A 12,454-nucleotide genomic window follows, 5' to 3' on the forward strand; every position below is an offset into this window, starting at 1 on the left:
TTTTATGCAAGCGAGCTGCAAAAAGGTTGCCATACTCCAATCGAACTATATCCCCTGGAAGGGTTATTTCGATCTCATCCATGACGTTGATCTTTTCATCTTTTATGACGATGTCCAATATACGCATTCCGACTGGCGCCACCGGAACAAATTGATGACCCGAGACGGGCCGCGGTGGCTTACCATTCCAGCAGGTCACGACTTGAAGCGCCTGATATGCGAGGTGGAAATCCCGGATCAAAGCTGGAAGCAGCAACACAGAAGCATCATTGAACAGAATTACAGAAATGCGCCTTTCATCGAGGAATCGCAACCGCTGCTGGATTTCCTGTATGCCAATACAATAACAAGTCTCTCTGATTACAATCAGCGTGCCATAAGGCATCTCTCCAATATTTTGGGAATACATACACAGTTTGCCGACAGTCGGCTTCTCGGCGTCAATGGCCGCAAAACCGAGCGGTTAATCGGTATCCTGGAGAGCGTAGGCGCGACAAAATATATCAGCGGTCCTTCAGCCAGGGACTATATCGATGAGCCCATGTTTGTGGAGGCCGGCATTGAGCTGGCGTATAAGGAATATCCGGGATATCCCCCTTATCGGCAATGTTTTTCGCCATTCTCGCCCTTCGTCACCATACTCGACCTGCTGATGAATGCGGGACCGGAAGCGCCTCGTTACATCTGGGGATGGCATCAGAACGAATATCAAGCATGAGGAAAAGATGAACGGACGATTCGATATGGCGGGACATATCTACATCCTGCTGACCCTGCTGTTCACGGTATATGGCCAGTTGGTGCTCAGGTGGCAGATGGCGCAAACGCGTGGCATGCCCGAAGGCGGGTTGGATAAGCTTTTATTTCTTCTCCAGCAGTTCTTCAACCCCTGGATCATATCAGGCTTGCTTTCTGCTTTTCTTGCCTCGCTTGCCTGGATGGCGGCCATGACCCGTTTCGAGCTCAATTACGCTTATCCTTTCATGAGCCTGGCCTTTATCATCGTCATGATTTTCTCCGTGATTTTCCTGAATGAGACACTCACCATACAAAGTATTATAGGTACGATAATGGTGGTCGGCGGCTTGATTATTATTGCCCGCGCATAACACTCGCAACCTTATTTTTCGTGAATAATACAACTCAAACAAGCGCGGCTATGATCCCATTCAACAAGCCTTACATGACCGGAAAAGAGCTGTGGTACGTAAGCCAGGCTCATGCCAGTGGACACCTCGCGGGTGACGGAATCTTTACCAAAAAGTGCAACGCATGGCTGGAACGTCGCATCGGGTGCGAGAAGGCATTGCTGACGCATTCCTGCACGGCTGCGCTGGAGATGGCGGCGATTCTTGCTGACATTCATCCCGGCGATGAGATCATCATGCCCTCCTACACTTTTGTCTCGACCGCCAATGCGTTTGCATTGAGGGGAGGCGTGCCGGTATTCGTTGATATTCGGCCTGACACCTTCAACATCGATGAGGCTTTGATAGAGACGGCAATTACGCCGAAAACAAGGGCTATCGTGGCAGTTCATTATGCAGGCGTCGCTTGTGAGATGGATACCATCATGTCGATAGCGGAAAGATACGGCTTGCTGGTAATCGAGGACGCCGCGCAGGGCATCATGTCCACCTATAAAGGGCGACCGCTGGGGAGTATCGGACATCTCGCCGCTTTGAGTTTCCACGAGACCAAGAATATCATTTCCGGAGAAGGGGGCGCTTTGTTGATAAATGCGCCAAATTTCGCCGAAAAAGCTGAAATAATCAGGGAAAAAGGCACAAACCGCAGCCTTTTTTTTCGCGGCCAAGTCGATAAATACACCTGGGTTGATTTCGGTTCATCCTATCTTCCGAGTGAACTGATCGCTGCTTTTCTATGGGCCCAAATGGAAGAGGCCGATTCCATTACGAATCGTCGGCTGGATATCTGGAACACCTACCATGATAACTTCGACATGCTTGAAATGCAGGGCAAAATACGCCGTCCCGTTATCCCGTCCGATTGCATGCATAACGCGCACATGTACTATCTTTTGTTGCCGAATCTCGACAAGCGCAGCACCTTTATCGCCGGACTCAAACAGAAGGGAATAGGGACCGTCTTTCACTACGTGCCGCTTGACAGTTCCCCCATGGGAGAAAAGCACGGCCGCAAATCCGGATCGCTAGCCCAGACGCAATTGCTGAGCGAACGGTTGGTACGGTTGCCGTTATGGCTGGGGTTGGAAGAGTTCCAAAGCGAAGTCATCCTGAAGGTCATTGCAGAGTTATGAAGGGATGACTACGCCAGACGTCCGGCATTCGGTGCAAACTGATCAGGCTGATTCAAAGCTCGAATCGGACGTACGTGTCAATTCCCGCGATGCGCTGGCTCTGCTGGCCCTGTGGTGCGGCGTCTGCCTGCTCTTCTGGAAGTCCCTGCATCCCGGCGAATTCTGGTGGACCGATGAATCGCGCCATGCCATGAATGGCGTCTTCTTTTTTGATCTCTGGCAGGACATGCCCTGGAAGGCACCCTACGAGTACGCTCTTCAGTATTTTGCTCAATATCCTGCCCTGGCATTAAACTGGTATCCGCCATTTTTCCCCGTCGTTGAATCTGTTTTTCTTGCTGTGTTCGGGATTACCGAATTCAGTGCGCATCTCACGGTAATGGTGTTCGCCCTGGCTGGCGTATCGGCGTGGTATGCGTGGACGAGCCCAATCTGGGGAAGAGCGGCCGCCGTGCTTTCCTGTCTGCTCTACCTTTCGGCACCCGGCGTGCTTGATTGGACACGTTCCGTCATGCTGGAAGTCCCAGCAGTGGCGATGATCATCATGTCGATTCTCGCATTCGAACGTTATCTGGCTCTTCCAGGTTGGCGCCGCGCTGCGCTTGCCGGGCTTGCGCTGGCCTCCATGTTGCTGCTCAAGCAGACTACCGTATTCATCCTGCCCGCTTTGCTGGCCTATGCATTGCTGGCCGGACATGGACAGTTGCTATGGCGCAAGGAAGTTGCGCTGGCATACATCATCGTCGGCACTGCCATCGCATTGCTCACAATGCATGCGCTCAAGTTCGGTGCAGTACCGGTCAATTCCCTGGTGGATCAATTCGGTCCAAATAGCTCGCAACTATTCAACGGAAGGCGCTGGGGATATTTCTGGTCCGCACTGTGGGGTGTTTGCGGATGGCCACTTGGTATCGCCATCCTGATAGGCGTAGCGTTTCGGGCAGGCATGGGTACCAGAGGCAAACCGCAGGATTCGCTGATAATCTTTTGGCTTACAGCCTCATATCTGTTTACGACATTAGTCGTCGGAAGCGGCGAAGGGAATGTTCCGCGCTACACGATGTATGCCTTGCCCCCGTTGGCATTGCTGGCCTGCATGCCGTTAAGCCGGGAGGTCGTGCTGAACACCGCTATCCGCCGAACAGCGTTCGTGTTTCTGTCCGTGCTTGCCGGTTGGAATGTATATGCGGGCTCGACCAAGCCGCACCCTTACATCGCCGGATACGAACAGGCGGCTGAATTTGTCGCCGGGCAGGACGATACCGGCCTGATTCTGTTTGCCGGGAAACATGACGGCAATTTCATCTTTCACCTGCGTGCCGTCGATCCCGGCAAGAACAAGGCGGTATTGCGGGCCGACAAGATCCTGGTATCCATGGCGGTGCACAAGTCATTCGGCATGGTCTCCTATGTCCAGAACGTGGAAGATGTCATCGGGTTAATCGATCGTTACGGAGTAGGCACCATCGTGATCGAGAGCCGCGACGTAGTGGATTTGCCTGAATTCAAACTCCTGGCTAAAGCAATGGATGATCACCGGTTCCGGATGATCAAGGAAATCCCGGTACTAACTAATGTGGCGGAGTTTGATAACCTGTCCATCCGGGTTTACCGCTATCTGGATAAAAAGGAACAGGCAGGTGATCTCGTTATTCCACTGCCGCACATGGGCATGGAAATCAAGCTGAAACCCCAACAGAACAAATCTCGATGAATAAGCTGTTTTCCCGGATATGTCGCCCACGTCGCAAGCTCGAATAACATGGGACCGGGGAAAAGATAAAGCCTGAAAACCAATGGTCATGGACGACATCGGTTGTTAAGCGTGGTATATCGTCTAGGACCAAGCGTAGAACTTGAACTTTTCACCAATCCGCCGTAATAGCTCTAGAGCATACCCAAATAACCTAAGTAAATTGATGCGTATCCTGCATATTCTTGACCATTCCATTCCTCTCCACAGTGGCTATACATTCAGGACGCTCTCCATCCTCAAGGAGCAGCGCGCCCTGGGTTGGGAAACCTTTCACCTGACCGGATCAAAACAGGAAAATTGCAGTGTGCTGGAAGAAGATATCGAAGGCTGGCACTTTTATAGAACACCGGCGGCAACAGGTTTGAGGGCGAGACTTCCCGTCCTGAATCAGGTTTCTGTCATCGAAAGTCTCACCCGCCGCCTGAGCGAGGTGGCCCAGATCGTCAAGCCAGATATCCTGCATGCCCACTCCCCGGTACTTAACGCCATCCCCGCCCTGCGCGTGGGCCGCAGGCTGGGCATTCCCGTAGTCTATGAAATCAGGGCGTTCTGGGAAGACGCGGCCGTGGATCACGGCACCAGTCGCGAGTGGGGAATACGATATCGCCTTACACGGGGACTGGAGAGTTATGCCTTGAGGCGCGTGGACGCAATAACCACCATTTGCGAAGGACTGCGCGGCGACATCCTCGGGCGAGGCATTGCGTCGGAAAAGGTAACGGTCATCCCCAATGCCGTGAATATCGAAAATTTCAGCGTGGGCAAAAGTCGGGACCCGCAGCTTGCCGAAGATCTCGGCGTTGAGGGAAAAACACTGCTGGGCTTCATTGGTTCATTTTATGCTTATGAGGGCTTGACCGTCCTGCTGCGGGCACTACCGGAAATGCTGTCCGGAAATCCCGACATTCGCGTACTGCTGGTCGGCGGCGGCCCGCAGGAAAAAGAATTAAAAGCCATAACCAAACAGTTGCGCCTCGAAGACAGGGTGATCTTCACCGGCCGTATTCCTCATGAGCAGGTGCCCCACTATTACAATCTGATCGATATTCTCATCTATCCCCGTCTGCAAATGCGGCTCACCGACCTCGTCACGCCACTCAAGCCCCTCGAAGCCATGGCACAAGGCAGACTCGTCGCGGCGTCTGATGTCGGCGGCCATCTGGAATTAATCCAGGACGGAAAAACCGGCGTTCTTTTCAAGGCTGGCGATCCACATGCCCTGGCGTCCAAGGTGCTGAAGCTTCTTGCCAGTCCCGATCAATGGCCGGGCCTGCGTAATGCAGCCCGAAGTTTTGTAGAAACGCAGCGTAATTGGCCTGTCAGCGTTGCCCGTTACCGGGGTGTCTACGCCCCGCTTGTCGCAAAGCAGTCATCCCCGTGAAAGCGACCGGCTTGCGGATCGGTTTGATTGGGCCGCTGCCGCCTCCATCGGGGGGAATGGCGAACCAGATGCTGCAATTAGCCCGGTTGCTGCGTGAGGAAGATGTCACGGTGGAGTTGATTCAGGTCAACCGCCCTTACCATCCGCATTGGATTGGCAGGCTCAAGGGGATAAGAGCGGGTTTTCGGCTGCTCCCTTATCTTGCTCACCTCTGGTTTTCGGCAAGCAGGGTTCAGTTATTTCACGTAATGGCTAATTCCGGCTGGTCATGGCACCTTTTTGCCGCCCCGGCCATTTGGATAGCGAGAATCCGAAACATACCCGTCATTATCAATTACCGCGGCGGTGAGGCCGATGTCTTTTTCAATAAAGCTTTTTTTTGGGTAAAGCCAAGCCTGTGCCGGGCCGATGCAATCATCGTTCCTTCCGGTTTTCTTCAAGCGGTATTTGGAAAGCGGGGTTTCCCCACCAGCATCGTGCCCAACATTATTGACCTCAGCCGCTTTGGGACGGCAGCGTGTCCTGCACCTCCGCCGAAGGCGGATTTTCCGCATATCATCGTTACCCGTAACCTGGAGCCGATCTACGACAATGCCACTGCCTTGCGCGCCTTCGCTATCATAAAGCAAGCATTTCCGGCGGCAAAACTTACCTTGGCCGGGTCCGGGCCAGAGCGGCAGATGCTGGAAGAACTTGCATGCAGGTTGGGCTTGGCGGATGTGGTCACCTTCACGGGTCGCGTGGATAATGAGGGCATGGCCGCTCTATATCAGAGCGCCGATATCATGATCAATCCCAGCCTGGTCGATAACATGCCCATCTCATTGCTGGAAGCATTGGCGAGTAGCGTTCCCGTAGTGAGCACAGATGTCGGCGGAGTGCCCTTTATGGTGGAGCATGAAAAGACGGCTTTGCTTGTCCCCCCGCAAAACCCGGAGGCCATGGCAAACGCGGTTCTTGCACTGCTGAACGACCCTGCCAAGGCAATGCAGCTCTGCAAGGCCGGCGTCGAGGCCGTGCAGCGCTACACTTGGCCGAATGTTCGGGATCGTCTGCTCCACGTTTACAAGCAGGCCCTGCAAAAATGACGAGACGTAGCCTGTTCATGCTTTTCAGCCCTGCCAAGGCGCTATTCCGCAAATCCATCCACGTCTTGCTTCAAGACTGCGATAAACTGATTCATCTGGTGCACCGTAGTGAGTTCATAAGAAAATGAAACCCATGGGGCACAAAGAATCCTGTTCGGTTACAGCGGCTGGTTGTCAAATGGTCGAATAAACGACCCTCAGCTGCTGGATTCAGTTTAGCGTTATCACGTGAACCAAAGGCACGAGGTGAAGCTGCCGTGATACCACAAAGCGTGGTGAAAGAGCACGCAGGGGGATTCAAATATCGCGCCGAAGTGGATGGACTGAGAGCCATCGCGGTTATCCCCGTCGTTCTTTTCCATGCTGGTTTTGAGTGGTTTAGCGGCGGCTACATCGGCGTGGACGTATTCTTTGTCATCAGCGGTTATCTCATCACCTCGATAATTCTCAGCGAGCATAAGGCCGGCAAATTTTCTATCGTGAGCTTTTATGAGCGGCGGGCGCGCCGCATCCTCCCGCCCCTGTTCCTGGTGATGCTGGCAAGTCTTCCGTTTGCCTGGTTCTGGATGACGCCGCACCACCTCAAAGCTTTCTCGCAAAGCATGGTCGCTGCCTCCCTTTTTGCACCCAATATTTATTTTTTCCTGAAGAGCGGCTACTTTGATCTCGACAGCGATGAAAAACCGCTGCTCCATACATGGAGCCTCGGCGTCGAAGAGCAATACTATATTGGCTTTCCGTTGCTCGTGCTCTTGTGCTGGAGATGGGGGCCAAAAGCACTGACATTGCTTGTCGCCATCACCGCACTGGTTTCATTCGGGCTCAGCGAATGGGCTTCGCGCGCCTATCCCGTGGGCAACTTTTATCTGGCACCCACACGGGCCTGGGAGCTTGCTTTGGGCTCCTTCCTTGCGATCATTGCGGCGAGCGGCATACCTGAACAGCGCCTGAGCCTGATGCTGCGCAACTTCCTCAGCGTCACAGGTCTCCTGCTGATTCTTGCACCCGCTGTCCTCTACGAACAGTCAACCCGATTCCCGGGTTTATACGCGGTGCCACCGACGCTCGGCGCAGCGCTGATTATCGCTTTCGCTAATCGTGATACCCTGGTTGGCAGGTTCCTTTCATTGCGCGGAATGGTCGGTATCGGGCTTATCTCATACAGCGTCTACCTGTGGCACCAACCCCTGTTCGCATTCGCCCGCATCTATAGCGTAGACAAACCATCCCTGCTGGTTTTTTCCGCCTTGGGCATTCTTTCCATAGGCATGGGATATCTTACCTGGCAGTTCGTCGAGAAACCGGTCAGGGACAAACGAAAATTCTCTCGCAAGCAGATCTTTCTTTCGTCCGTGGCCGGTTCGCTGCTCTTTATCGGGTTGGGCTTCGCCGGACACCGCATGGAAGGATTTCCTGATCGGCTCACTCCAGAACAGCAAGAAATCATGGCTTTTGGCGACGACCCCGAAAATCACACAAGGGGGTTCCCGAGCGAGCCCTGTTTCCTGGGGCCGGAGCAGGACAGTACCTCGTTTGGGGAATGCACCGAACTCCCGCCTTCCCCTGTCGAATCCGTGTTCCTATGGGGGGATTCCCACGCAGCACACCTGTATTCCGGTCTAAAAAAACAGCTCGCGGCAGACCATAAAGTTACCTACCTGACAGCCAGCGCTTGCCCCCCATTCCTCAATAGCGACTCCAGAGCGGGTTGCCGCGATATCAATGATTTTGTTTTCGCGAGAATCACTAAAGAGATGCCCGATCGCGTTATTCTCGCAGCGGTATGGGGCAACTACAAATGGGAAAAGCTCGAGAAAACCATGCAGGGGCTGAAAAAGCTGGGAATCAAGCGGATAGATATCGTAGGCCCCGTGCCCAGGTGGCATCCTTCCCTACCCGTTGTTCTAACCCGCTTCGGCGTGGGTTTTTCCGAGCTGCCTCGACGTACCACGCTTGGGTTGGACCCTGCGGTAAAGCAACTCGATTCGCAGATGAAAAAATTTGCTGAAGCGCATGGAGCTAACTTCATTTCACCATACACCATTTTGTGCGATATGAATGGTTGTCTCACAAGGGTTGGCGATCGCGTTGAATCGATGATGCATTGGGATGTCTCGCATCTGACACAAGCCGGCTCAGAGTATCTGGTTTCCCGCTTCTGGCAGCCATGATACGGCGAAAGCATAATCTCTTCCCCGGTCTAATTCGCTACCAGGCAGCGTCAAGTCTGCGAGATCCTTCAAAATGAGCTTATATACATCACTGATCTCCAGCCTTGTTTTCCCCCTTCACGAGCGCATCAAAAATCACAGCAGCGTTGCGGTTCGCAAAGAGATGGAGCTATCGCAATGGTGGGATACAAAACGTCTGGAAGCGCTCCAGCTTCTCAAACTGCAGCGGCTTCTTGCCCACGTCGAGACAAGCGTCCCCTATTACCGCGACATGTTCGCAAGCGTTGGGTTCAAGGCGGCAGACGTGCACAGCCTCGCAGACCTGTCACGCCTGCCTCTTCTGGATAAACCCAAAATTCGCGCCCACACCGAAGCGCTGAAGTCCGCAAATGGCCGAGACCTCTCCCGCTTTAACACCGGCGGCTCCAGCGGCGAACCGCTGATTTTTTATATCAGCAAAGAGCGTGTTGGGCATGATGTCGCCGCCAAGTGGCGCGCTACACGCTGGTGGAACGTGGATATCGGCGACCCCGAGGTTGTCATCTGGGGTTCACCCATTGAACTTGGCGCCCAGGACGGCCTTCGCGCACTTCGCGACAAGCTGCTCAGGACCCGCCTGCTCCCCGCCTTCGAAATGTCTGCGCAAAAGCTCGATCGGTTCCTGCATGAAATCCGAGCCATTCGCCCTAAAATGCTTTTCGGCTATCCCTCCGCGCTATCGCATATCGCCCGCCATGCAGAGGCCCGCGGGTGCCGGATGGACGACTTGGGCATCAACGTCGCATTCGTTACTTCAGAACGCCTTTACGACGAGCAGCGCCAGCAGATCAGCAGAATATTCGGATGCCCGGTGGCCAATGGCTATGGGGGGCGCGACGCTGGTTTTATCGCCCATGAATGCCCGGAGGGCGGCATGCATATTACCGCAGAGGATATCATCGTCGAGATTGTGGATCAGCAGGGTACGCCGCTGCCCTGTGGAGAGGCCGGAGAAATTATCGTCACCCATCTGGCCACCGGGGATTTTCCCTTCATCCGCTACCGTACCGGCGATATCGGCGTACTGGGCAGCAAGCCTTGCATTTGTGGAAGAGGTCTTCCTCTGCTCAAGGAAATCCAGGGCCGCAGTACCGATTTTCTTGTTGCGCAAAATGGCACGGTTATCCACGGCCTGGCGCTCATTTATATCCTGCGTGACCTGCCCCAGATACGCAACTTCAAGATCATCCAGGAAAATCTGAATCTGACGCGTGTATGGGTGGTTTCGGATGAAAGGCTGGAAGTCGGGCTGACCAGTAAAATCAAGGAAGGGTTCAAGGCCAGGCTAGGCCAGGGAGTGGAAATCGTTGTCGAAGAAGTGAATGAAATTCCGCTGGAAAAATCGGGCAAGTTTCGTTACGTGGTGAGTAAAGTTGTTTCAGGCTAACGAAAAACGTTTTCAAACGGCTACCTGAACAAAGCTGCATCTTCGGACGACAAATATATAAACAAGGAAATTCCGCTCTATCGCCATCGAGATTATCGGTCTTGTAAAGGTTACAACCGCTGTTTTTTTATAACAATATCGCTGCTAGCAAAATACTTGTTATCCTGTTTCACTGAACGTAGAACAATAGTGGTGCGAAGTATTTCATCTTGATCAACAATCCCGTGAGAATCAATACAATAAGCTTTAGCCCTCGCTCGAGGCCAGACGAACGTTAGAGAACGAAATGCAAAAAGATAAACTTCTACGTTATCTCTTCAATCGTTATATGTCGTGGCGTCTGGATTCGTTGCTCTATCCAGCATACCCAATCCTGTTGGACTATCCGATCAACAGCCAACCTCGATATGGTTATGGTAAACCGCCTCATACGCTATTGAAAAATCTCATCGACAGCAATAGAAATAAATATGCAAGTTTACTTCATTCTTTCCAGGAATTTAGCGGTGATTTAGCCGCAATTTCCAATGAAAATCCCGAGAACACAGGTGCTCCAATCTGGTGCAATCCTTACTTCATGGGTTTGGACGCAGCAGCTTTGTATAGCTTGGTGCGATTAAAGAAACCTGCAATTTTTTTCGAGATCGGATCTGGTAATTCGACCAAATTTGCGCGGAGAGCAATTACCGATCATGGGCTGGACACTCAAATCATATCGTGTGACCCATATCCGCGTGTTGAAATAGATGCTATATGCGATCAAGTGATTCGTAGTCCAGTAGAAGATATCGCCCCTGCCGTGTTCGATCAATTGCAAGCGGGGGATATCTTGTTTGTGGATAATTCCCATAGAGTATTTATGAACTCTGACGCAACAGTTGTATTTCTTGACATCCTTCCTAGGCTAAAAAAGGGCGTCATTGTCCAAATTCATGATATTTTCCTGCCGTTGGACTACCCGCCTCAGTGGATAGAAAGGCACTACTCCGAGCAATATTTATTGGCAGCATTGCTTCTCGCCGATGGACCCAAATTCAACGTTCTATTGCCGAATGTCTTTGTGAGTCAAGACGAGCAGCTTAGCAAGGAAATTCAGCCATTATGGGATCATCACGAAATGCACAAAGCATATAAGCATGCACTTACACATATGTTCGGGTTTCAGGGATTTTCGTTTTGGCTGGAAACAAACCGTTAAATCAGTACGATTTATCCAAACTGTTGTAAATTTTCTAGCCCAACGGGGAGCATTCTCCGACCCAGTTCGGTCAGATGCTGTCTATAAGTCAGAGATGCCGTTATAGGTCAAGCAGACTATGAGGGCTCAGCATTTTCACGACGCTTAACAATTTTACGACCGTCGGCGCCCTGTTCACCGCTTGAGCAATCCTTGCAGCCGCATTAAAAGCGAAGAAAATTGCCCCGAGGCGCGATCCCAGGTGCGGTGATTTGCATCCTTGACAGGATGCCATAAGAGATTGGGTTCCAGCCCAGGCGCTACCATGGGTGGGCGGAAAACAAAAGTTCCAGGGGTAAGCGCCTTGCTGAGCCGGTTATTACGATAGTGGCGATTTTCCAGTCCCTTTGGCACAAACTCCCCCTCGCCACCGATATCTTCTATCCGCAACCCGCAGTATTCCAATACTGTTGGCATGACGCATTCGGAATGGCCCGCCCAGGCATGCCGATCATACTCAACGGTAAGGGTCTCCAAAGCGTGTCTCGACAGGCGCAGGATGGGGTTGAACGAACGTAGCCATTTCTGCCGCGGCAGTTTTATCTCACTGGGCAGTTCCAGGGATTTCCATAACGGCCAGTCAGGGATCTGGTCATGCCGCGTGATGCTGGTGCTGAGCATATCTGCCGTGTTGTCGGCAAAATTTAAGAAAAAATTTTCCCAATGGCCTGAGTACACCACATCGTATTCCAGGTACCAGTAGTTATCGTAGTCGGGCAAACGATGAAATGCGCTGAGCAGCATGCCATCCTCATTTCCTGGGATTTTGCCTGGGAAATAATGGCTGGGTCGCTTGTAGCGCGGCCAGTCATCGCTGCCATGCGCGAGCACCGGTCCAGCGCGACGTTTGACAAGCCCATGGCGCAGTTTCGTCTCATCATAATAAAAAATCACGTCATGATTGGACGGTACCTCGGCGCGTAGCTTTGCCAGCCTCGTCAGCACCGTGTCTCCCAGAAGATGGCTGCTGAACAGGATCGCAGTACGTTTCACGATGCTAACTCCTCCTCAGCCAAACGAACGAGCTTCTCTCTCGATGCCAGGAGCGATCCATCGATTCCTGAGCTTCCAGTAGCATGGTACGTCATAGCTTCAACGATTTAGGAAGCGCACG

Annotated in this window: 10 protein-coding genes; 9 read left to right on the forward strand and 1 reads right to left on the reverse strand. The window is 52.6% G+C overall.

Features of this window, described 5'->3' with window-relative positions:
- Window positions 1-4: 4 nt before the first annotated feature.
- The 9 genes from F822_RS09330 to F822_RS09370 all read left to right on the forward strand — a co-directional run bounded on the left by F822_RS09330 (window position 5) and on the right by F822_RS09370 (window position 11,301).
- On the forward strand, window positions 5-718 hold the full coding sequence (locus F822_RS09330; protein WP_025040907.1) for a WbqC family protein: 714 nt from the start codon (window positions 5-7) through the stop codon (window positions 716-718).
- Window positions 719-725: 7 nt separating this feature from the next.
- Window positions 726-1,109 (forward strand): EamA family transporter, encoded by a 384-nt coding sequence (locus tag F822_RS09335; protein ID WP_036575639.1) that lies wholly within the window; start codon window positions 726-728, stop codon window positions 1,107-1,109.
- A 50-nt stretch (window positions 1,110-1,159) separates the two neighbouring features.
- Window positions 1,160-2,281, forward strand: a complete 1,122-nt coding sequence (gene rffA / locus F822_RS09340) for a dTDP-4-amino-4,6-dideoxygalactose transaminase (RefSeq protein WP_025040905.1) — start codon at window positions 1,160-1,162, stop codon at window positions 2,279-2,281.
- Window positions 2,282-2,285: 4 nt separating this feature from the next.
- Window positions 2,286-3,995, forward strand: coding sequence for an ArnT family glycosyltransferase (locus F822_RS09345; RefSeq protein WP_025040904.1), 1,710 nt, complete (start codon window positions 2,286-2,288; stop codon window positions 3,993-3,995).
- A gap of 205 nt (window positions 3,996-4,200) precedes the next feature.
- Entirely contained in the window at window positions 4,201-5,418 is a 1,218-nt protein-coding gene (locus F822_RS09350) for a TIGR04063 family PEP-CTERM/XrtA system glycosyltransferase (protein WP_025040903.1), read from the forward strand.
- The gene (locus F822_RS09355) at window positions 5,415-6,506 is read left to right on the forward strand and encodes a glycosyltransferase family 4 protein (protein ID WP_025040902.1); all 1,092 of its coding nucleotides are present in this window, start codon (window positions 5,415-5,417) and stop codon (window positions 6,504-6,506) included. The genes F822_RS09350 and F822_RS09355 overlap by 4 nt, the downstream gene beginning before the upstream one ends.
- Window positions 6,507-6,763: 257 nt before the next feature.
- Complete coding sequence (locus tag F822_RS14880; protein WP_197272808.1) at window positions 6,764-8,677, forward strand: acyltransferase family protein; 1,914 nt, start codon at window positions 6,764-6,766, stop codon at window positions 8,675-8,677.
- Window positions 8,678-8,750: 73 nt separating this feature from the next.
- On the forward strand, window positions 8,751-10,103 hold the full coding sequence (locus tag F822_RS09365; protein WP_025040900.1) for a phenylacetate--CoA ligase family protein: 1,353 nt from the start codon (window positions 8,751-8,753) through the stop codon (window positions 10,101-10,103).
- Between the two features lie 286 nt (window positions 10,104-10,389).
- Complete coding sequence (locus tag F822_RS09370) at window positions 10,390-11,301, forward strand: class I SAM-dependent methyltransferase (protein ID WP_025040899.1); 912 nt, start codon at window positions 10,390-10,392, stop codon at window positions 11,299-11,301.
- A 174-nt stretch (window positions 11,302-11,475) separates the two neighbouring features.
- Here F822_RS09370 and F822_RS09375 read toward each other — a convergent pair whose 3' ends face one another.
- Window positions 11,476-12,333 (reverse strand): hypothetical protein, encoded by an 858-nt coding sequence (locus F822_RS09375; RefSeq protein WP_025040898.1) that lies wholly within the window; start codon window positions 12,331-12,333, stop codon window positions 11,476-11,478.
- Window positions 12,334-12,454 lie beyond the last annotated feature (121 nt).

The sequence above is a fragment of the Nitrosospira briensis C-128 genome, from assembly GCF_000619905.2.
Taxonomy (GTDB): Bacteria; Pseudomonadota; Gammaproteobacteria; order Burkholderiales; family Nitrosomonadaceae; genus Nitrosospira; species Nitrosospira briensis.

Coding starts and splice junctions, on each gene's coding strand:
- F822_RS09330 (WP_025040907.1), top strand. CDS start 5: ATGCAAGCGAGCTGCAAAAAGGTTGCCATACTCCAATCGAACTATATC.
- F822_RS09335 (WP_036575639.1), top strand. CDS start 726: ATGAACGGACGATTCGATATGGCGGGACATATCTACATCCTGCTGACC.
- rffA (WP_025040905.1), top strand. CDS start 1,160: ATGATCCCATTCAACAAGCCTTACATGACCGGAAAAGAGCTGTGGTAC.
- F822_RS09345 (WP_025040904.1), top strand. CDS start 2,286: ATGACTACGCCAGACGTCCGGCATTCGGTGCAAACTGATCAGGCTGAT.
- F822_RS09350 (WP_025040903.1), top strand. CDS start 4,201: ATGCGTATCCTGCATATTCTTGACCATTCCATTCCTCTCCACAGTGGC.
- F822_RS09365 (WP_025040900.1), top strand. CDS start 8,751: ATGAGCTTATATACATCACTGATCTCCAGCCTTGTTTTCCCCCTTCAC.
- F822_RS09370 (WP_025040899.1), top strand. CDS start 10,390: ATGCAAAAAGATAAACTTCTACGTTATCTCTTCAATCGTTATATGTCG.